Annotated in this window: 23 protein-coding genes and 1 pseudogene; 2 read left to right on the top strand and 22 right to left on the bottom strand. The window is 42.8% G+C overall.

Annotated features, from left to right (window positions below; genetic code table 11):
• Positions 1–226: 226 nt before the first annotated feature.
• Positions 227–781, bottom strand: coding sequence for a hypothetical protein (locus tag D3H55_RS04925; protein WP_119545796.1), 555 nt, complete (start codon positions 779–781; stop codon positions 227–229).
• Between the two features lie 10 nt (positions 782–791).
• Positions 792–1,082, bottom strand: coding sequence for a hypothetical protein (locus D3H55_RS04920; RefSeq protein WP_119545795.1), 291 nt, complete (start codon positions 1,080–1,082; stop codon positions 792–794).
• Between the two features lie 450 nt (positions 1,083–1,532).
• Between D3H55_RS04920 and D3H55_RS04915 the strand changes: the two genes are divergently transcribed.
• On the top strand, positions 1,533–3,317 hold the full coding sequence (locus tag D3H55_RS04915; RefSeq protein WP_119545794.1) for an ATP-binding protein: 1,785 nt from the start codon (positions 1,533–1,535) through the stop codon (positions 3,315–3,317).
• A gap of 412 nt (positions 3,318–3,729) precedes the next feature.
• Here the strand turns inward: D3H55_RS04915 and D3H55_RS04905 are convergent, their stop codons facing one another.
• From D3H55_RS04905 to D3H55_RS04880, 6 genes are all read right to left on the bottom strand, one after another.
• Positions 3,730–4,743 (bottom strand): phosphotransferase, encoded by a 1,014-nt coding sequence (locus D3H55_RS04905; RefSeq protein ID WP_119545792.1) that lies wholly within the window; start codon positions 4,741–4,743, stop codon positions 3,730–3,732.
• Between the two features lie 172 nt (positions 4,744–4,915).
• A complete protein-coding gene (locus tag D3H55_RS04900; RefSeq protein ID WP_119545791.1) occupies positions 4,916–5,731 on the bottom strand; it encodes a lipid II flippase Amj family protein in 816 nt (271 codons plus the stop codon).
• Between the two features lie 529 nt (positions 5,732–6,260).
• Positions 6,261–6,569 carry a hypothetical protein gene (locus D3H55_RS04895; protein WP_119545790.1) on the bottom strand — a complete coding sequence of 103 codons (309 nt, stop codon included), beginning with the start codon at positions 6,567–6,569 and terminating at the stop codon, positions 6,261–6,263.
• 125 nt (positions 6,570–6,694) lie between these two features.
• Positions 6,695–6,997, bottom strand: a complete 303-nt coding sequence (locus D3H55_RS04890) for a hypothetical protein (RefSeq protein WP_240628487.1) — start codon at positions 6,995–6,997, stop codon at positions 6,695–6,697.
• Between the two features lie 12 nt (positions 6,998–7,009).
• Positions 7,010–7,531, bottom strand: coding sequence for a GNAT family N-acetyltransferase (locus D3H55_RS04885; RefSeq protein ID WP_119545789.1), 522 nt, complete (start codon positions 7,529–7,531; stop codon positions 7,010–7,012).
• A 357-nt stretch (positions 7,532–7,888) separates the two neighbouring features.
• Positions 7,889–8,326, bottom strand: a complete 438-nt coding sequence (locus tag D3H55_RS04880) for a cell wall hydrolase (protein WP_119545788.1) — start codon at positions 8,324–8,326, stop codon at positions 7,889–7,891.
• A gap of 160 nt (positions 8,327–8,486) precedes the next feature.
• Between D3H55_RS04880 and D3H55_RS04875 the strand changes: the two genes are divergently transcribed.
• Positions 8,487–9,002, top strand: coding sequence for a CBO0543 family protein (locus tag D3H55_RS04875; RefSeq protein WP_119545787.1), 516 nt, complete (start codon positions 8,487–8,489; stop codon positions 9,000–9,002).
• Here D3H55_RS04875 and D3H55_RS04870 read toward each other — a convergent pair.
• The 14 genes and pseudogenes from D3H55_RS04870 to D3H55_RS04810 form a co-directional block, all read right to left on the bottom strand.
• Positions 8,971–9,885: an alpha/beta fold hydrolase gene (locus tag D3H55_RS04870; protein WP_240628486.1), complete on the bottom strand. Its 915-nt coding sequence runs from the start codon at positions 9,883–9,885 to the stop codon at positions 8,971–8,973. The two genes, D3H55_RS04875 and D3H55_RS04870, sit on opposite strands and share 32 nt — an antisense overlap.
• A gap of 27 nt (positions 9,886–9,912) precedes the next feature.
• Entirely contained in the window at positions 9,913–10,074 is a 162-nt protein-coding gene (locus D3H55_RS24870; RefSeq protein WP_240628485.1) for a GNAT family N-acetyltransferase, read from the bottom strand.
• Between the two features lie 56 nt (positions 10,075–10,130).
• Positions 10,131–10,244: pseudogene (locus D3H55_RS24865) on the bottom strand (GNAT family N-acetyltransferase); the annotation flags it as partial.
• Positions 10,245–10,642: 398 nt separating this feature from the next.
• Positions 10,643–11,260: a GNAT family N-acetyltransferase gene (locus tag D3H55_RS04860; protein WP_119545785.1), complete on the bottom strand. Its 618-nt coding sequence runs from the start codon at positions 11,258–11,260 to the stop codon at positions 10,643–10,645.
• The gene (locus D3H55_RS04855) at positions 11,257–12,306 is read right to left on the bottom strand and encodes a DUF2268 domain-containing putative Zn-dependent protease (protein WP_168412970.1); all 1,050 of its coding nucleotides are present in this window, start codon (positions 12,304–12,306) and stop codon (positions 11,257–11,259) included. The genes D3H55_RS04860 and D3H55_RS04855 overlap by 4 nt, the downstream gene beginning before the upstream one ends.
• A gap of 63 nt (positions 12,307–12,369) precedes the next feature.
• Complete coding sequence (locus D3H55_RS04850; protein WP_119545783.1) at positions 12,370–12,876, bottom strand: DNA topology modulation protein; 507 nt, start codon at positions 12,874–12,876, stop codon at positions 12,370–12,372.
• 67 nt (positions 12,877–12,943) lie between these two features.
• On the bottom strand, positions 12,944–13,537 hold the full coding sequence (locus tag D3H55_RS04845; RefSeq protein ID WP_119545782.1) for an aspartyl-tRNA synthetase: 594 nt from the start codon (positions 13,535–13,537) through the stop codon (positions 12,944–12,946).
• Positions 13,538–13,593: 56 nt separating this feature from the next.
• A complete protein-coding gene (locus tag D3H55_RS04840; protein ID WP_119545781.1) occupies positions 13,594–14,313 on the bottom strand; it encodes a YwaF family protein in 720 nt (239 codons plus the stop codon).
• Positions 14,314–15,016: 703 nt separating this feature from the next.
• On the bottom strand, positions 15,017–15,223 hold the full coding sequence (locus D3H55_RS24035) for a hypothetical protein (protein WP_119545780.1): 207 nt from the start codon (positions 15,221–15,223) through the stop codon (positions 15,017–15,019).
• Between the two features lie 491 nt (positions 15,224–15,714).
• Positions 15,715–16,617 carry a carbohydrate ABC transporter permease gene (locus D3H55_RS04830; RefSeq protein WP_119545851.1) on the bottom strand — a complete coding sequence of 301 codons (903 nt, stop codon included), beginning with the start codon at positions 16,615–16,617 and terminating at the stop codon, positions 15,715–15,717.
• Between the two features lie 18 nt (positions 16,618–16,635).
• Positions 16,636–17,514 carry a carbohydrate ABC transporter permease gene (locus tag D3H55_RS04825; RefSeq protein ID WP_119545779.1) on the bottom strand — a complete coding sequence of 293 codons (879 nt, stop codon included), beginning with the start codon at positions 17,512–17,514 and terminating at the stop codon, positions 16,636–16,638.
• 119 nt (positions 17,515–17,633) lie between these two features.
• Positions 17,634–18,935 (bottom strand): extracellular solute-binding protein, encoded by a 1,302-nt coding sequence (locus D3H55_RS04820; RefSeq protein WP_119545850.1) that lies wholly within the window; start codon positions 18,933–18,935, stop codon positions 17,634–17,636.
• Between the two features lie 110 nt (positions 18,936–19,045).
• Positions 19,046–19,825, bottom strand: a complete 780-nt coding sequence (locus D3H55_RS04815) for a response regulator transcription factor (protein ID WP_420808732.1) — start codon at positions 19,823–19,825, stop codon at positions 19,046–19,048.
• Positions 19,800–21,575, bottom strand: coding sequence for a sensor histidine kinase (locus D3H55_RS04810; protein ID WP_338067925.1), 1,776 nt, complete (start codon positions 21,573–21,575; stop codon positions 19,800–19,802). The genes D3H55_RS04815 and D3H55_RS04810 overlap by 26 nt, the downstream gene beginning before the upstream one ends.
• Positions 21,576–21,646: the final 71 nt, after the last annotated feature.

Here is a 21,646-nt window from a genome sequence, read left to right as displayed (position 1 = left end):
TTCTAACTCTCCTACCAATCCGGACACAAGTTGTAGCAGAGTCGCAACTTGGACGTAAATTCACCTACAAATCCCTAGCTTATTGCAGGTCAACAGCTGCCTTACCGTTATTCACATACATAACAGCAGCTGTATCCCAATAATTCACTATGCCTGCATAGAGAACGCCATATTCATTGGACACAAAAAAGCTGCAGATTTCCTTTACAAGATCTGCAGCTCGTTTTTAATATTTTTTCAGTACAGAAAGATTCTTTACCAAATTGTCCAGAATCGTCAATAGTTCAGCCCTGTCCTCTTCCAATTCGACTGTAAACTCGTCTTTTTCTAATAAAGCGTATAACTCACTTTGTGTTTTTGAAAGTGCCTCAGTCGCTGAATTCTTTTCCGCTTCTGTATATTGAAAACCTTTTAACCCTTTTACTATGTTTTCTAATTCTCCAAAACTCTGGTTGACAATCCTGAAGTCAGGGTAATCGTTCAGCTGCTGGATTGAATGTCCCAGGTGATCAAGGCGCTGTATGTCATTATCCAGAGCATCCTGATAATAGTTTTCCTTATCCTCATCTATCGGGAACTGATATGTATCAAGCGTTTCTTCCATACTGAATAAAATGGAGTGAAGTTCTTTGAATTGGTAGTTCAATTGAATGACATGCCTTACTTCATACGTTTTCAATTCATTATTGGTTTCACTCCATTGAAACATGGCAAAAGCGACTGCCGCCCCAACAAGCCAATGCAGGATTCTATCCCATTTAGCGCTCTTCTTACCTTTCATATGTAGGCTTTCACTCCTTCCTTGTCTTTACAAAAGGGGTAATGGCTGTTCCAATGGAAACACCTATGATGCCGGCAACAGAGTAAAATGCAAGCCCTGCGCCAGCATTCATCCCCCCGAGCTGCAAATAGCTGTATAGGAAAGTGCTGATTGCTGCAGCCCCTAATAGGGCACAAACACTATAATGCAGTTTTTGTTCTGAGAACCGCGCCATAATGATAATGGCCCCCGTCAGGAAAAGAATTATCAAAATGAACGGTGTCCATCCCTCCAAAAACATCCATTGACCTGCTTCTTCCAAGAGTACCACTCCTTTGGGTGAAATTCGTCATCAATGGTTATTTTCTCATTGAATAGACGATTCAGATATCATTCAAGTTTCATAATCAAAGGCCGTTTTCACATATATTGTTGCTTTCGGAAAAAACCCAGGTGCCGGATTTTCCCCCTGTATACAAAGGTTTTACTCTCGAAAAAGAACGAGCAGCTCTTTTCTTTCCTGCTCACAGGGGTTTTCACGACGATTTACCAGGATATTAGTTGAAATTTATATTGAATAGCAACAAAGTATACGAAAAGAGCCTAATCAAAAGGTGTTCATCCATACAGGAAGCACTTGCAGCAACCGGTGGCTCGTTGCCACATAGGCAGGAGTAAGTAAGTTCCATCGGGAAAAAGGTAAATAATTGAACTCATGGGAATATTGATGCAGTCATCACCAATGCAGTCCTACAACTAAGGGGGGGATTTTATGGATTTCATATTGCTTTTAGGTATTGCGGCCATACCTTTGATGGTTTCAATATCATTACTCGTTTACTCAAGAAACAAGTTATCGGAGGCATTATCTTTTTTCATTTTTATGATTTGTTTGTGGCAAGTGGATATTTCAGTACTGTATGCACATCAATATTTTTCCGGGGACATTATTGACCGCTGGTTCAGGCTGTTTAGAATCGGGCCGATAATGACAATGCCGATCTTATACTATTTTTCTTTTTTTCTCGTAAACACGCACAGTGAACTAGATGCTTTAAAGAAGCTTTTTAATAAAACCGGCCTATATATCGTTTCCATTTTCAGTGTGACTGTATATCTCGTCAATTTTACAAGCTTAGGCATTAAGGATTATAGATTTATACCGGAAGGCTTGCTTTCTCCTCCCCATCTCCTGCCAGTCTATGGGATTTTAAATCCGACCTTCTATATCAATATCTGCTTAGTGTTTTTGACTACTTTATTTCTATTGATCATTTCTTTTAAAACCAAAGATCGATACTACAGCAGTTTTTATAAAAAGTTAGCGGCAGGTGCCCTTCTGCTGCTGTTTAATGGATTGATCAGCGGATTCAACGTCATTCCCTTATTCTTCTCGAGTTTCAATTCGATTCTTGCTGCCATTATTATTTTCTTAGCGTTTTACCAGATGCAGTCGAAACGGTTAAGTGAAGTTAATCTAAAATTATCTAAACAAAGCAGCCTGCTGGAAGCAATCATGGATACCAATCCTCATTATCTCATTGTGACAGATTCAAAGGACAGGATCATATCAATCAATGACACCTTCCTTTCATTGTTTCCTTCTGCACGAACTGAACTAATAGGCTTGGATATATCTGTTTTAATGGAGGTCCCTTATCATTTACCCCTTATAAACAATCAGCTTCAGAAGGTGACCACAATGCACAGGGATCACCGCTTCATTCACTGGGGCCAAAAACATCTTCGCCACGATAAACTGGAGATGTATACCTTATATTATGGAATAGACCTGACAAGCCAAAAGAAACATGAGGAATTCATGATTTCAGCAGAGAAATTCAAGGTGATAGGGGAACTCTCTGCCAGCATTGCCCATGAAGTCCGAAACCCACTGACAACTGTACGGGGATTTATCCAGCTTCTAAAGGAAGAAACTGAGGGGAAGGAATATGAAGAGCTGCTTATTGATGAAATTGACAGCATCAATAAGGTAATGAATGAAATCCTGTTACTCGCCAAACCAGAAGCGCATTCCAGCAGGCCCGGACTCGAAGTCCAAAGAATGAACGTAATGGATGAACTCCTCAAAATCAACGTATTATTTGAGGGGATTTCACTGGAACAAAATAAGGATATCCAGCTGATTGATTTTCAAGATGGGAAGAGCAGTATCCATCTTACCGCCTTCCACTTCAAGCATATTATAGTCAATATATTAAAGAACAGCATGGAAGCCCTTCCCCCAAAGGGAACAGTAAGAATAAAGGTGGATGAGATCTCAGGAAAAACCAGAATCAGGATCATTGATAACGGCAAAGGGATATTCAAAGACCGTCTTTCCAAAATAGGAGAGCCCTACTATTCGAATGATGAGAAAGGCTCCGGCATCGGGATGACCATATGTCATAAACTCGTCAGGGATTATGGAGGGGAGCTCATTATTAAAAGCAAAGTTGAATGGGGAACGGTCGTCACAATTATTCTTGACAGCGCGGAAGAACCAAGCAAAACAGTGAATATCACTCCTGCTAAAAAAGAAGCTGTTATGATTTAGTCTCGCTGGACTCCGGGATGCTGCAGGGGGATGAAGTCTTCCTGCTGCAGCTTGCGGTTCTGACTGCACAATCATGGTTTCTCCCGTTATATTCCTGAAAAGCCCTCGCCTTTTCATATAAAAGATAAGCCCTTTCCGTCTTGACGATATAAGAACTCCAGAGCGCTTCAATTAAATGGTCCCTCAAGATGAAAGTGTCTCCTGGACCATGCGTAAGTCGACACCAGTAGATGGCCACCTCCCATTTCTGAATTCAATATCGATGAACGCAGCCTTTTATTTACCGGTATTCATATGATCTTCTGTTCCCTTTCATCCCTCACCGGTCCAACTATTAATTATTCTTGTGGTCCGGTTATCAACGCATTATGAGCAGGAAAAATCATGGTTAATATTGTTTTACCCCGTTCACCTATCTGTCATTATCCAGCCAAATTAACAGTTCCGGAATGATTTGTGCATACTTCTTTAATGTGCTTAAGGCAGCTGTTACTTCCTTTGTTCGCAGCTCCTGTTCCTCTCTGTCGGTACATTCCATCCATAAGGAGCGTTTCATATTGTATTCAAGCCAAGCCAACGTCCCATACATCCTGTAATCTGCTGTTCTTCTCCAATCGGCTTTAATTACGCCGCCAACCTTTTCATAGCCTTCCAGGAAAGAGAGAAACCTTCCTTTTTCTAAATCGCCGTCATCATTTTCAGACCAGTATATGGCTGTATCAAGCAAATCATGAATCGGGTTGATTAAGCCAGCTGATTCCCAGTCAATCAAGGCGGGGCTGTCTTTGTGCCATAGAACATTTTTCGGGTCTAAATCCCTGTGACTGATGACCTCTCTTAAAGATATTACATTTTCGGCTGCCGCAGCACGTGAATTCCATTCATAGAGTTGGTCTCTATTTTCCTGCAAGACAGGCACCCATTCTGCCTCCTGTTCTTCACCTTTTCTTAAGTATTCATCCCAATTAATTTCAGGCAACTCAACATTTTTTTCCAAGTGTACGTCAAGCTCTGACACCTTCGCTTCATGAATCGCTGCAAGAATGCCGCCGATTTTTTCACAATGACTATTTGTAATTTCCGTTGGTGTCAAGGTGGTTCCTTCAACCCAGTTGAACATGAGATAATACTGGGAATCCACCTTCTGTAAAATTTCGCCGTTAACATCAATAGCATTCACTGCAGGTATTTCCGCGGATAAGAAACGGGCAATCTTTTCTGATTGAATATAATTGATCAATGCCTGCGGCCTCTGCATGATTTGCGGATTTAATAGTTTTATAGCATACTTTCCTGTCGTTGTCTCAACTTCATACATTTTATGTAACAGCCCGCCGCTGGTTCGCTCTGGTTCAGCAACCAAATCCCCCAGAGACGAATGCATACATACATCTTCTATAATCGACTTTACGTGATGTTCTCTCATGGATTCCCCTTCTTCATTGCTTTATAAGGATTTGAACATATGCTTGTTTTTTATGTAATAGTCCCATCCGGATACCAAGGTTATAATCAGAGCTGAAAGAATGGTAGTCTGCCAGGAAGATTCCATTCAATACACCTCTGAATATTTAGTGATAGCATTTCATTTAATCTAACTAAACAATGAATTGAGTGGACCATGCTATGTATTTCGCTCCCCAGACAAACAGGAGCTGAGCAAGTAGTGTCCCCAGCAATCTGGAAGTGACCATCATCAATGACATGTTTTTCAGCTTGCTGTAGCTTCCCCTTTTGTTGACGACATCGTCCGCGATTACCGACAACTTCGGATCAATGAAAATCACCAGTAATATCGTCGCAATACCGTTGATAAGTCCTGAGGCCATAACAGCAGTATTGGATCGATCGGGAACAAGCAATGCCGCGTATAAAGAAGCCAGGACCCCGATTGTATAAATGGCGGTGATGACCATATTCACACAGAACAGCCTGATTGGGATATCCTTTACGCTGGTATTCTCCAAATAGGAAAACTTGGGAAGGCTGAAGTGTTGAATTCCACGCTTTATGTACTGCAGTGAAAATATCCTTTTCATCAAGGAAGGTACAGAACCTTTTTCCTCGGATAAATGAATGATAGCCCTGGAAAAAAGCGCTATAAAAGTGGGTAACAAAATGACCCCAAGGACAGTCCCTGCTGTCGAAGCACCAATGAGAATCCGGAATTGCCCTTCCACAAATCCCAGTGCATTCTCTTCCGGTGCATTATCAATAAGACTGCCTGTATAGGGCTGCTGCATCATATTAGCCAATCTTGAGACGATGACCATGATGTTAAAGAGTGATAAGGCGGATGCTATCATTTTCACTCTGGCTCCCGACAGCCTTACCGCATAAGCCAGGGTTTCAATCGTATGTATAGTAAAAATGAACAAAGCAATCATTATTAATTTTCCAGTAAGGAATTCCATTAGACTACCCTCTTTTAATCAGGCTCTTTTCGTAAACTTTGTTGATATGCCATATAAATTTCAACTATTATCCTGTTAAATATTATGAAAATCCCGGTGGGCAGGAAAGAAATAGCTGCTCGTCCTTTTCGAGAGTAAAACCTTTGAATACAGTCAAAAAATTCGACACCTGAGATTTTTCCGGACACAACAATATAAACGAAAAACGGCTTTTAATCAATTCACCCAAAGTCCAGGTATAGGGGGAGAGGTTGAAAATCTTTATCTTAAGTTATTTCCGAAAGCAGCAAAATACATGAGCAGGGACGGTACTTAAATGACCTTTCCAGGGGGTAGAGAAAAGACCATTAGCCGCTTCAAGGAATGCATTCACCTTCCCGTACTCTTCGTAACAATCAGCGGCCACTTTTCTTCCACAGGCTTGTTTTACTTCTTCTGGACTTTCATGTTCCCGATACCTGAAACACTCAGTGAATGTAGGGATATTTGCTGAAGAACTGCATCATTTTATTTGTTCTCTTTTCAATGATTAATAAGTGATGATCTGAACGACAAGGCTGACGACCGTGAACAAAACTATTCCGTAAAAGACAAAACCTACATTCGCCTTCAGTCCGCTGTCCTTTTGTACCTTTCCATAGGCACGGCTCGCAGACAGGTTCGCCATTTGTGATGTGATGCCGCCGCTGCTGCTGAAGAAGAAAACGACGATAGTCAGCGTAAAACCGATAAAAAAGCTCCATTCCTTATAGGAGAATAAAAACAGGATGCTTCCAACCCAAACCAGGATACTTAGGATTGCTGCTGTCACAATCGTTCCAACCAGATTCTTTTTCATAGTCTTCCACCTTTTGAATTTATTTCCACTTCGTTTAGGATTTGACGACATAACAATCCAAAAGGTTTCAAAAACCTTCAATTTAAAACCGGGGACTTTAAAACCGGGGACTGTCCCCGGCTGCGTTAAAGCGTTAAAGTATTCCATCCATTTGTTCTCAATTTCTTAATATATGTATCAAAACTTAAGTGTACCAGGTCGATGGCAAGCGGAGTCAATGATACCCAGCATAAGTCCTGTGAGTAATCGATTGTGACTTTCACCACTTCGTAGCCATTGTGGTAATCCGGATCAAACCCTGGATCATCAAGAATGTCCCCTTTTACAGGGCGGAAATCGGACTCGAATGTTTTCATCAACGTTTCCATTTTGCCTGCTTCATGATTGGATGCAAGGAAAAGCACAAGATTGATTTTCATGTGTTCCATCCCTCTCCCTTTTCACAAATATTTCTCCATGCGGATGTCATTCCACATACGCCCCTGCCAATACGTAAAGTCCCTCACGACACCTATTTTCTTAAAGCCTGATTTTTCATATAACCTAAATGCCTGTTCATTAAATTCAAATACTCCAAGCTCTACCCGCTTCAGCCCTTCATTCCGTGCCTGATTCGCCAAATGTTCTACAGCCAGATAGCCGACCCCTTTTCCGCGTCCTTCTGCTTCGCCGATCGTGATACCCATCCACGCAGTCCCTTCTTCTTTTTTAAAAAGATGGCCGGGATCGACCATGTAGTTCATTTCACCAACCAGCAAGTCATCCAAATAAATTAAAAAATATTTGTGATTCTCCAGCCTTTTCGTCAATTCTTCAACAGTGACTTCCTGCCTTCGATTTAACTCCTCTATACTCTGGCTTGGACGTATGAGAGGTATGAGGGCAGGATCATTTTCCCAGCGGTTAAAAGACTCCGCAATAGCTTGAGTTGGCTTCACTAATTTTTCAATATATATAGTCATTTTTTCTCTCCTGTTCATAATTTACTGTTGATCAACCGTTCAACTCCTAGAGTACAGCATAACCAGCCGGTTTACCATCCACTTTTGCCTGGCCATTCCAGTGTAAGTTTGTTTTCAGAAAAAAAGCTCCCCATCCATTTGTTTATTAAACCGAATTTTTAAAGTGTTGTATACGGAAAGAAATCAAGAGCCGGGATTCCCCTCTACTTTTTTCTCTCGAATAAAGGTAAGCAGTCCTTTTCTTCCTTGAAATTTTAATTTATAGCAGCAAAATTTACTCAATGAGATGAAAAAAAGAACCCCCATCAGCCTGGAAGGTTCCTTGTGAAAATGTATGGATTGTATCGCTGTGTTGCTTCATGTATAAACACTTGCACAGGTTCCGGCTGCCGGCTCATAGTAACAATGATTCTTAAACTGTCCAGCAAATGGCTGGCCGTACCATGTTGGAGGGCACGGTGCGTAGGGATTGAAATACCAGAGAGCATATTTGCCCGGGTGCTGTCTCCAATAATCCAAATTCTGCTTCGCTAATCTTTTCTCTACGGACCTCGCCCTGTTATAAAAAAGATTCCCTTTCTGTACAGCTTCGAAGGAATAATTCCCTCCCTGCACCTGAAAAATGACATCATTGATTGTCCGCACATCCTTGAAATCCAAACAATCGGCCACTGCACGATTCACGATAACGTTACCAACATACAGCATCCCTTGCTTTCCTTCACCTTCGGCTTCCGCCCTCATCATCCTCGCCATCAACGCCACATCTGCATCTCTGTATTTAACTCTTGGCATTTTTCTCACCTCAAAAATAGTGTATGAAAAATGCTTGCGTTGATGTCATTATTTACAAACAAAGGGGTAACTTTCAGGCTGTAGAGAATGGACAAATAAAAAATAATCCATGTTGGTTAGTGCATACTATATGGCATACGACATTTAGGGATGGATTCATATGCAGACATCATTTTTACTCTTTTTCATCATTTTGGGCTTGATTTTCGGGGACTGGAAGAACTGGAAAGACTACTACCCAACCCTGCTCTTCTGGATAATCGGGGACCTTCTATACGAATCCCTTCTATCTGATTACCGTGTCTGGGAATTCAAGCCTGTTTGGATTGACCGCTTCATCCTCCCCACCCATACACTCATCGCAACCGGTATTGCCTTCCTTGCCTACCCTTTTGCCATTGTGATCTTCCTTGGCCGTATGCCCAAATCAATGCTTCATAGAATCTTCTGGATCATTCTATGGGCTCTCCTCTTTGAGTGTGTTGAGATCGTCGCCTACCTGGGTGATAGCATTAAACACCATCATGGATGGTCGCTTCTCTGGTCCCTCTTATTCAATTTGGCCACTTTTTCAATCCTGATGCTTCATAAGTGGAAACCCTGGACTGCCTGGCTGTCTTCTATGTTCATAATTGCCGTCTTATTCATTGTATTTGATGTCCCTCTGCCGGATTAATATTTGAAACACGTTTGATGAGAAATCCATTAATGACTTCCACAAATTTATCCGTTTCCTCAAGGTCGGGAAAATGGGCACTTCTGTCAAAAGTAACCATCCGGCTGTCAGGCAGATTTCCATGAATGATTTTGGACACGGGAATACCTGTGTTTCTGTCAAAGATTCCCGTAATGATCAATACGGGATTACAAATACCTTTAAGACGGGAGACTAAAGGCGTTGTCACAGGATTTGTTTGCAATCCCTTGGCAAGTAACCCCGTATTCCTTAATTTGCTCTCTTCCCACCACTGCCGGTTCTTCCGGGCGATCTCCTGGTTTTCAAATAACAGGGCATCCACCATTTCTGTGCTGGCAAGCTCCCAAACGCGCTTGTATAATTCTTCCACCCCAAGGATTTCTAGTCCCTTCACTGCAAACAGGGAGTTGGCAACTGTTAAAAAACCTGCTATCTGAACTACTTTGTGAATATCTAAGTCCATTAAACTTGGGCCTGAAAGGATGATTTCATTGATTGATTCCGGGTGAGCATAGGCAATTTCGAGTGCCAGTTCCCCGCCGAATGAATACCCCAGCAAATCCACCCTTTCCACCTTCAACCATTTCATGATTTCAATAAAGTCCTTTACCAGAAGCTCGATCGAATAGTCATTTTCTGATACCGGGAAACCTGACCTCCCGCAACCGCGCTGTTCATAATATACAAGAGTCCGGGATTTAGATAATAATGGCCCGGCCGTCCTTTCAAAGACATAATGATTTCCGCCTGGACCACCATGAAGGATGACCAGCGGAGTCGTTTCTTGTTCGCTGCCCTCTATCTTGACCCAATGCTGAATTCCATTTATCTCAACAAGGTATTCTCCATTCGTTAGGTTCAATGGTATTAAGCTCCTTTTTATCAGTTGCTAAACTTTAATTTTCCCGTAATGTATAAGATCTTCAAATCCCCCCTCTTTCAGCACATGTTCTTTAAGCAAACCTTCTTTTTTCATCCCGATTTTTTGCAGGACCCTTCCGGAAGAAGGATTCGATCCAAAATGGCGTGCGTATACTTTATGATAATCCATCTCTCAACTATTGCTTCCGCAGCTTCTGTTGCATAGCCTTTCCCCCAATAAGGTTCTCCGATCCAATATGCAATTTCGCCGTTTTTGAACTTTTGGTTATTTGATAAGGCAATGGCTCCGAATAGTTCTCCTGAAGTTTTGTCTGTAACGGCAAATTCATATAATTGATTGTGCTTAAAATTTGCTTGATGACTTGCTCTCCAGTCCCTGGCATCATTGACTGAATAAGGTTAGGGTAAGTACAGGGTGTTTCTAACACGTTTTCGTGAATTTTTGTTGTTTAAAAGTAATGGATTTCCGCTCCAGACGCACGACTCCGCGGGGCGGGCGCTGAGCCTCCTCAGCTTCGCCTGCGGGGTCTCATCTGTCCCGCTAGTCCCGCAGGAGGTCGCACGTCTTCCGCTCCAATCGCCTGTGCACTAGGGTATTGGGTAAAATTCTTTAAAAGCAACAATTATCAGAAGATGGCCTACTAAAAAGATTATTATTGTTACAAATCTCGGCAACGGATACGACGTCATTCTTTTAAAATGAACTTAAGATCAAATGGGCAGTAGCAATTTTTCGTTTATAAACATGAATCAGCCATGTACCCCCTTTGGAATTCGTCCTTCAACCTTTCCCCCTTATACACGTACTCCTCTTGAAGAATCCCATAGACAGCGCAGTCTTTATACTGATTCTTAGCGTTTCGGATCATATGCCTGATGACTCCTTCTCTCACCATGCCTGCCTTGCTCATCACCCTGCCGGAAGCAGGATTGTCAGTGTTATGGGCAGCCGCCACCTTATGTACATTCATTTTCCTGAAAGCAAAAGCAAGGACCTCCTTCAATGCCTCGGTTCCGTAGCCATGGTTCCACCATTGAAATCCAAGGGAATAGCTTACTTCACAATTACCGGTGCTTTCATCAAAATCATATAAATCAATTTCCCCGATTAATTCTCCGCTGTGTTTCAGCTTGATGGCCCAATAGCAGAAGTTTTCATTCGCATATTGAGAGACTATGCCGTTTACCCGCTCCTCTGTTTGGGAGAGGATTCTGTGCGCTGCACTGACACGATTATCAGATACCCGTTCATCGGAAAGCCAGCGGTCAAAAGCGTTCTGGGCGTCATGCAGGGTAAACTTCTCAAGGATTAACCGGCCGGTCTCAATTCTCGGAGTCCCTAAAAAAGATATCATTCCTCAGCTGCCTCCAATTCTTCGTAAACATCCTTGTAATCACTCCCCAGAATGATCTCTTTCGGAAGGAGTGCCGTCCATTCCGCTACAGATGAATCCGGATTGTTCCTCACATAGCTTTGGACCACCTGAAATCCAACCTTGTAGTTTGACCACATTGGAATGCCTTTACTTGAATAGCCATTAAAAAATTCGTAGTACCTGTTAGTATCCCAATCGTTCCCATTCTCCCGAAGCTCATCAAACACTTTTTCCTGTAATCTTTCAGATAACGGTTCCGTCCAAGGGACTTTATAGTCAGGGTATATACTATTGGCGAATGCATCAGCTTTTCCTTCCAATAGGAAGTATTCCAGAATGGAAGGTGCTTTGTCAGCTCTATTTTCCGTTTGCAGTGTATGATGGTATTCGTGTGCGACGAGATATTTCAATCCTTCTTCTTCAAATGAAGGGTCCAAATTCAACACCACTGTATCCTCGCTAACAGCTACGCCAGAAAGCCCTCCCATTTTTTCAATGACAAACCGTTCATCTGGATTGACCGGCAGAATGATGATGGTCTTGTCTTCTCCCGCCATTTTTTGTGCGGAGTCTTTAATGCCTTGTTCGACGAGTTCGAGGATCCTTTCTTCGTCATCCAAAAGAACTTTCGCATTTTCCTTCAGTTTCGTTATATTGGTATTCGGAGAGAGGAAAGAAAAGTAATCATGATAAATATGGGCATCCGCCTCGGCAACCTGCTTTCTGAGCGGAGTGACCACTTTCTCCCTGTATACTTCCTTTTTGACTGCCGCAGAGTCGTTTTCAACTGCTTTCGCGTACTCCCAGATCTCCTTGTTCAACATTATGACATGAAAAGTCTGGTCACCAACCGTTATTTCGTTATTTGCCTTTGTTTCGCCTGCGGCAGCTTGTGCGGTTTTTACTTTGTCCTCCTGTTTTAACGAGAGCTTGTCCCCTTCACCGGCTTGCTTGTCAACGTTGGAACAGCCGGCGATCATCAAGAATAGTGAACTGGCTAATAATACGAAACGTTTTCTGAACAAGTATATCCCCTCCATTATTGGTTATAAATGGATACGATTTAGATTATAAAAAGTTTCAAATACTTACTCTATGCTTTTCAAAAACTGTTCAATTTCACTGGGACTTCCCAATACAACGATCGCCTTTCCTTCCGGAAGATGTGCCAGCTTTTCCAGAATATTTGGTTTTTTCGTTACAGGATACTCCCAAACCCATTTTATAAACCTGAAATCAATCTTTTCTTCACAGCCCTCCCGCATATCCGGTCTGGTACGGTTTCGATTTTTGACCATCCTCTTTAGGACACGATAGACACAGAGAAAACGGGACAAGTCCAGGAAAATGATTGTATCAGCTGCTTCCAGCCGGATATCCAGAGTGCCATTGTAATTTCCATCTATGATCCACTTTTCCTTCTTCACCAGCTCTGACTGTATTTTAATTTGTTCTTCCCGCGAGGTCATTTCCCAGCCTGGTTTCCAAAGCAGTCTGTCCAAATGCCAGACATCTATGTCCAATTTCCCTCCTAATCTATTTGCCAAGGTTGTTTTTCCAGAACCGCCAGAGCCTATTAACGCAATCTTTTCCATACCAAGACCCCTTTCTTTTTCAACGATAAAAAAGCTTATCTCTTGCTTTAGATAAGCCGCTGCTATTCTATAAATCCACTACTTGAAGGACTTCGCCGGTATCCCGCTGGACCAAGTTGAGTTCTTTCAGTTCTCCGGCTTCTTCTTTCTCGAAGTACCAAAGTGATAATCCTTCCAAATTATTGTCCTTGACCACTGTTTGAGGAAGCATCTCAAGATTCAATATGTCTGCCGGCTGTCCGTCAATGGTGATCATGTTTTCATCTCCATCTCTGATCAACCCATACACAAGATGATCGCCATGTCCCTGGTATCCCGAAATCTCATCCAGGTCTTCAATATTTCCGATAGGGCTCCAGGTGAACATTCCTGCTTTCCACCCGAAGATTCCTTCATCGACCATTGTTGCCCCAAGGTTGTTTCCGTCTTTAATAAAGAAATACAACGCCTTTCCATTCATTATGTATGACGGTATAAGCACGAGATCGTTATCTTCCGCCAATATCGCCTGGTGAGGTTCCCTATACGAGCTTTGCTGTTCTTGAAACCCCCAGGTTATGAGCAAGGCGGCAAAGAACAGGATGAAACCAACCATTTTGATAATCGAATGTTTCTCCATGATTTCTCCCTCACTTTTACCAATATCACCTAATTTTAACATACTTAATAGAAAAAAAGTCCCGTTGTCTTCCTATTGCACCCGGGACCTTTCATTTTCTAGGAGGATGAATCTGAACGCGAACTCTCTTTCTTTATTAACCAGCCCATTGGCAGATACGTAATGACGAATACAATAAGCGCTGCAATTTCCAGTATTAAATAATACAAAATGCCTGAACCGAAAAAGGACAAGATGGTCGTGGATTCTGTAGGACTGGCTAAATAGAAGAAATTCGTGTCCAGTAGCAGATTAATGAAGAATATCGGCAAGGCAATCACGTTCAAGAGAAGGAATGCTTTCAAGACAGCCTTCTTCGGTACCCGATAGCCTTCATAGATGATAAAATACAAAACCGACCATGAAATCGCAGCATGGTGCAGGAAGTATTTCAAAAAACGAAAATGAGGGAATTGATAGGTTAACTCAGGTGTCACCATACTGAGGATTGCCGGGAGCGATCCAGTAAAGAACAACAAATAAAACGCTTTCTTACTTGGCTTAATAAATAGATAAAGAGCTATAAAGGTACTGATTGAACAGAGGTGCAGCGGCAGATTCCCGATCTCCCATTGATCAGTCAAAATCAGCCATAGCTGCTGGGAAACTTCACTCAGAATCAATATAGCGAATAAAGACCACTTAATCCACCGACTGAAAGGCATCAAAACATCCCTGAAAAAAATGAACCATAAAGCAACAGCAATGAACAGCAAAAGCATTACGTTATGCGGTACAGAAAACAACTCAAACATATCCACTTCCGTAACCGAAAACATCATCATGCCACCCCGATCCCTTTTGAAATAAAGTGGTTATCATGAATAGTTTATTCGGCAAAGGGCTGTCTCGATCGTTGTCCCTTCTGCTTTGAATAGAAAGATTTACAAACATTCAGCAGAATTTCCATGGACTGGTTCACAATGGTTCCATAAGAGAATAGACCAGGGACGGCAGCCCGAATCCGGGTTTAATGAAGGCTCCATTTCTGCTTATTACCATTCAATGTAAATTATGAATGGCAACCTGTCTTTGCCGTAAAACCCTACGGTAAACACAAAGAAAAAAGCTGCTCTTTCATTTCCGAGAGTAAGACATGGAAAAGCAGGCTATTGGGATCTTTCCGAAAGATACGATTAATGCTATTTCTGGCCTAATAAAGGTATGTATGTAAGCAAACTTACTACATGAAAATGAGTTATTAAAATCCCCTCTGTCACAAAGGTGGAGAATCAATAAACTTGTGAGAAAATACATTACTAAAGAAAAGTTTGAAAGTGCCCTTTTGTGATGGAATGTAGACCGAGTTATTGTTTTCTGAAAGGAAGATTATCACCCCCAGCATTCTTGATCGATGGGGCAGTGGATTGAACCTTAAATGAATGAGTAGATTTTAAAAAGGGATTTTCATTCTTTTGGGAAAACCAGGGATGCTTATTGTGAGTAGTATAGATAGAAATGGTTTTTCACTAGAATCGGGGTTTAGATGTGAGGAGCATTTTCTGATTCGGACTCTTTTTTGGGGTTTTGGTGATTTTTGTCCGAATACCCGCCTGATTCGGACTCTTTTTCTGTTTCCCAGCCCTTTTTTGTCCAAATCCTGGCCTGATTCGAACTCTTTTTCCACTTTCCAGCTTTTTTTGTCCGAATTCTGGCCTGATTCGGACTCTTTTTCTGTTTCCCAGCCATTTTTGTCCGAATCCTGGCCTGATTCGGACTCTTTTTCTATTTTCCAGACATTTTTGTCCGAATCCCTGCCTGATTCGGACTCTTTTTCTGTTTCCCTGCCCTTTTTGTCCGAATCCTGGCCTGATTCGGACTCTTTTTCTACTTTCCAGCCCTTTTTGTCCGAATCCTGGCCTTATTCGGACTCTTTTTCTGTTTTACAGCGATTTTTGTCCGAATCCCTGCCTGATTCGGACTCTTTTTCTGTTTCCCTGCCTTTTTTGTCCGAATCCTGGCCTGATTCGGACTCTTTTTCTATTTTCCAGCCCTTTTTGTCCGAATCCCGGCCTGATTCGGACTCTTTTTCTGTTTCCCTGCCTTTTTTGTCCGAATCCTGGCCTGATTCGGACTCTTTTTCTGTTTTTCAGCCTTTTTTGTCCGAATCCCTGCCTGCCTCATGCAAAACCAAAACCGGGCATCTCAACAATGCCCGGTTTTGCAGATTGGTATATTTATCAGCCTTTTACCGAACCCGCAGCAATTCCTTCTACTATGCGGTCGCTGAGGATGAAGTATGCGATCAGTACTGGGATGATGCTGATCATCAAGGTTGCCCCGATTGCACCCCAGTCTGTTAGGTATTGTCCGACAAAGTTATTGACACCGACTGTGATGGTTTTCCATTTGTCGGAGCTCATGAAGGTTTGGACGAATACGAATTCATTCCAATTGTAGATCATGTTGATGATGACGGTTGTCGACAGGACCGGCATCGTCATCGGCAATGTGATCTGGAAGAAGATCCGGTGAATCGAGCAGCCGTCCATGACTGCCGCTTCTTCGATTTCCCTTGGCAGTGATTTGTAGAAGCCGGTCAGAATCATGATGGTGATCGGCAGGTTGAATGCGACGTAGGAAATGATGATCGATAATGGGTTATCAATCAGGTTGACCGATTTGAAAATATTGAACAATGGAATCAATGTTGAATGCAGCGGGATCATGTATCCTGCCATGAACAGTCCGAGGACAAGCCCGCTCAGCTTCCAATGCATCCTTGTTACAGCGAATGTCACGAAGCTGGCGAGGATGACAGTCAATATGACGGCAACGACCGTATAAAGTACACTGTTAAAAAAATAGGTATCTATGTTTCCTGTTGTCCAGGCTTTTACATAGTTGCCCCACTGCGGATCCTGCGGCAGAGCAAACGGGGACATCCCGAATACCTCTTGATTTGTCTTCAAAGAAAACATGAACAGCCAGATTAACGGATATACCTGGACAATTCCGATTATTCCGAGAATGATATAGAGAATGCCGAAGCCGATTCTTTTTCCTAAGGACTTGCTTGTTTTATAAGAAGCTGGGAGTGTCGGCTGTACTTGTGACTGTGTTTCCAATGCAGCTTTGCTCATCATTTTTTCTCCCCTTTCTTAATATTCCGTTTCATTGTTTGTTGTCATTAATTTTTGGATGATCCAGGTCATCACAAGGCAGATCACCAATAAGCCGAAGCCGATGGCACTTCCGTAACCGAAATTGTATTTGCTGAAAGCTTCCTTGTACATGTAAGACGCCATCACTTCACTGGCCCCATTCGGTCCGCCGCCAGTCAGGACGAAAATCAAATCGAAGTATTTCAGAGAACCGACGATTGCCAGGATGACCATCACTTTAATCACACCGGAAATCAACGGTACTTTGATTTTATAAGCAATCTGGACAGGCGTGGCACCGTCGATCTTCGCTGCTTCCACTAACTCCTCTGGTACATTTTTCAATGCCGCATAGAAGATGATGATATAGAAGCCGGCATACTGCCATACAATCGGGAAGAACAAGGCATACAACACAATATTCGGGTCTGCCAGCCATACCGGCGGATTTTCGAAACCGACCAGGACCAGCAGCCTGTTCAGCATGCCATTTGACGGGTCAAAGATTTTTGCCCACAGCTGTCCGATTGCAACGGAAGATAACAGCATCGGAATCAGATAAATCTTTCTGAAAAAGTTGGCGCCTTTGATCTTACTTGCCAAGATCAAGGACAAAATTAAATAGCCGACGAGGCTCAATGTGGAAAACAATCCAAGCAGGATTGAGTGCCAGGTGCTCTTCCAGAACATCGAGTCCTTGACCAGTTCTATGTAGTTATCCATTCCGGTGAACTTCATCTGGCCGATTCCGTTCCAATCCATCAGGCCGTAATATCCGGTAAGGACGATCGGGATGTAGATTAATAGGAGAATCAGGATTAATGCAGGAAGTACATAAAGGCTGATAACCCATTTGTTCGACATTACACTTCTCATTTTCTATACTCCCTTCTTGATAACAGGCTTTCCCCAAAAAACTGTGGAAAAGGGGCATATGCCTCCTTTGGATAAAGCGATGGAGGGCATAATGGTATGCCCTCCATCAAAGAATTGTATTACTCTTGCTCTTTGGCCAGTTCGTCCGCGTGCTGCTTCACGAATTCTTCCGGAGTCACTTGTTTTCCGAACAGAGCTGTTACCAGGTCATGGTGAAGCTCGGAGACTGCAGGGCTTGATTGTGTATCAAAGTAAGTTGTCACATTGGAAGCTGCAGCCAGATCATCGAGGATTTCAATGTACATCGGATCAAGCTCCAGGCTGGCAGTGTCCACTTTTGTTGCCGGGATGACACCAGCATCTGTTACTGATTTCTCTCCCCATCTCTTCACAAGATAGCCGACGAAATCCTTCGCTTCATCTTGGACTTTGGAATCTTTTGCAACGAATAGGCCGACTCCTGGACCACCAACGTAACTGTCGATGGACTCACCTTTTCCGCCTTCATACGTCGGGAATTTGAAGTAGCCGATCTTATCTTTGAATTCTTGTGTTACATCAGGGCTTGTTGTGTAGTTAGGAAGCTCCCATGTAGCTGTCAGGAACATTGCCGCCTGTTCATTCATGAAGTAGCCTTTGGCATCGTCATTTGATAACGCGCTGGCGCCTTTCACGAAACCGCCCATGTCAACAAGGTTTTGAATTTCTTCTGCTGCCTGTTTGATGGCTGGATCATCGAATTTTGCTTTGCCATCGATGACATCTGTAAGGATTGTAGAACCGCCGATCCTGTCCGCCATATACATGAACCAGAATGATGCCGGCCATCCATCTTTCGCACCGACTGTAGCAGGTGTAACACCCGCATCTGCCAATGTTTTCACGACGTTTTTGTATTCTTCATAAGTCTTTGGAACTTCCAGCCCGTGCTTTTTGAAGATCTCTTTGTTGTAGAATACATAAGAGATGTTCAATTCCAGTGGAAGGCCGTACGTTTTTCCATCGACTGCATAGGATTCTTTCACTCCGGGGATGAATTCAACCCCGCCTGTATCCACATCATCAAGAGGAGTCAGCATGTCGCCTTCTACATAAGGCTGGATGAATCCGTCCGACCAGGTCATCCCGATATCAGGAAGCTCATTGGATGAGGCAAGGACTTTCAGTTTTTCCCTGTATTGATCCGGGTTAAGGATTTCTGTTTCGATTTTCACATCATGTTCTTTCTCATATTCACCAATGATGTCTTTCACAATGGAGAACTGTGCATTTGAACTGCCTTCAGGCCATAAATGCATAAATTTGATTACTTTCTTGCCATCCGCACTGGCTTCCTCAGATCCTGAAGAAGAACAGCCTGCAAGTGCAAGTGAGACGAGCAACAGTGAAGCCATCATGATTGCAACCGCTTTCTTTTTCAACAATGTAAGATCCCCCTTTGACCTTGTTTGTATTGTTTCTTACATTTCTAGTGTACCGTCAGAGAGTTCTGAAAAATAGGTAACAACGATTAGGAAAAATACTACTATTTTTAGAAAGCGGTTTCATCATGCGCTTTTCTATATGCGCTCGGTGTCATACCTTCCAGTTCTTTGAATATCTTGATAAAATACTTTGCCGTCCTGTAACCCGATTCTTCTGCTATTTCGTTGATTGAAAGGTTGGTAGAGAACAATAAGTCCTTTGCCCTTTGAATCCTCCTTCTTGTCACATATTCACTGAACGTCATCTTGACATGATCCTTAAAAAGGACGCTCAGGTAGCTCGCATTCAAATGCACATGGTCCGCGACTTCTCTCTGGGAAAGTTCATTCTTCAGATGACTGTTGATATACTCAATTGCTTCCTTAATGGGTGCCGGTACTGAAGCATTCTGGCTGCCTGCCTGTACCAGTTTCTTGTCCACTACTTTCTCGATGGTTTTTGCCCGTTCTTGTCTTTCCACCGCTTCCGCTGCAGCTTCGACCGCCTCTATCAGGGTTTTCTTACTGATAGGCTTGAGGAGGTAGTTGATGACCCCGAGCCTCAGTGCTTCCTGGGCATATTCAAATTCCGAGTACGCGGAGATGACGATGATGACCGGCAGGATATTCTGTTCCTTCGCCAACTTCAATAATTGAAGGCCGGTGATTTCCGGCATTCGGATGTCGGTGATCAAAATATGGACTTTGTTTGCTTTCATGGATTCAATTGCCTCTTCACCATTGGAAGCAGTCATGACGTGATAATTCCCGTCCGCCCATTTATCCAGGATCTTGGCCAGGCCTTGGCGTGTTCTTGGTTCATCATCGGCGATCAATAACGTTTTCATCACTATCCCCTTCCCCCTTTACAGGTATTTCAAATGAAACCTTCGTTCCTATATCAGGTTGACTCACTATTGTCAGGCCAACCTCCATACGATTTGGATAATATAATTGGAGGCGTTTGTTCACATTGGTGATGGCCATCCCATTACCGGAAGGGTTCGAAAGGACGCCTCCCCCCTCCATAGCCTCATAGATGGATCTTAATTTTTCCTGGGAGATCCCCGGTCCATCGTCTTCCACTACAACCCTGAGATATCCTTCAACCCCGGCAGGCTTGATTGAAACAGACAGGGTGCAGGGGTCTGTTGTATTTCCTGCGCCATGGAGCACTGCATTCTCGATCAAGGGCTGAATCAGCAGCTTGGGTATTCTGACTTGTTCCAAATCTTGTGCAATATTCAAATTCCATTTTAGATCGTCTCCAAAACGCATCTTCATGATATCCATATAATTTTGGATATGCTGAATCTCTTCTTTAATGCTGACCCAGTCTCCGTTGGTCTGTTTTGTTATTGTATAGCGGAAAAGCTCTGACATCGACACCACGAATTCAGCGAGATCCTCTTCGTCTTTGTCCTCTAAAGCCCATTTCAGTGCATCGAGAGTATTAAACAAAAAATGAGGATTGATTTGGGCCTGCAATGCTTTCAATTCACTGCGGCTGCGTGTGATTTCCTTCTGATATACCATCTGGATAAGGTGGTTGGTCTGCTTTGCCAGCTGGTTATAGGTGCTGTTCAGTTCATTGATCTCATTTACGGTTGTCACACTGGGGTTCATAGATAAAGATCCCGCACTTGCCTGCTGCATCGTTTTAGTCAACTTGATGATCGGCCTCGTGATAAAAGAGGAAAGCAGAAGCGAGCTTACCAGGAAGATGATGAACCCGATGATCCCGGAAATAATGATGACCATCCGAAGTACGCTGATACCGGCCGTGAGTTCCTTGATCGGTGTCAGGATGATCAGGGTCCAATCCGTGATTTGTGACGTTTTCCTGGTGACGATGTACTCAATATTGTTCAAGGTGATACTTCCATCGTTTTTCTCAACGATCGGTGTCAAAGGATCTTCGTAATTTGATAGGATCGGCTTCATGTCCTTATCAAATAATAGTGAAAACTGATTCGTTACATCTGTCTCATTTTCAAACTGCAAATAATTGCGGTAGACGCTGATGAGCAGGTATCCTCCTGTGTCATAGCCTTTCCCCATGAGATTCACCCTCCGCAATGCCAGCAGGTTATCGGAATTATTGGGATCATCGCCGATCCAGATCAAGCCCCCGTTTGCCTTATCGGCACTGATGATCCATTTTTTATCAATCCTTGTGACAAGGCTGGTGTCGTCTAAAGGCAGCAGCCGGTTCATGTTTCGTGTATAAAGCTCGAAGGAAAAGATTCCATCCGTATTGGCCTGTATATTATTGACGATTCCTTCAAGTTCCTGACGTTCGTTAAAATCTACAGCTTTTCCTTCATATGTTTTTTCCAGGACGTTTTGTATGTTCCTGTTCGTCATTACCAGCTTGGAAGCAGTGCTGATCTGCTTGTATAGAGATTCCAGGCGTCCATTTGCTTCCAGTGCGGTTTGTTCTATCTGTTTCTCAGCATTATTCTTCAACAAGGTAGATACCTGGTTGTACGTAAGGATACTGACCATTGCCAGCACCGTTGCCATGACAACCAAAAAAACAAATGATATCTGATTGCGGAGCGTGTTCCATTTTTGCAGGTTTTTCAACATGAACATTACGCCCTTCTACTTTACTAAAATAGTTTTTTAAGAATACTATATCTTATTTTTTCAAAAACGTTAATACT

It is taken from the genome of Bacillus salacetis, from assembly GCF_003581585.1.
In the GTDB taxonomy this organism is placed as follows: domain Bacteria; phylum Bacillota; class Bacilli; order Bacillales; family Bacillaceae_B; genus Rossellomorea; species Rossellomorea salacetis.
Note: the sequence above shows the minus strand (reverse complement) of the source record. Positions and strands in the feature narration are given on the sequence as shown.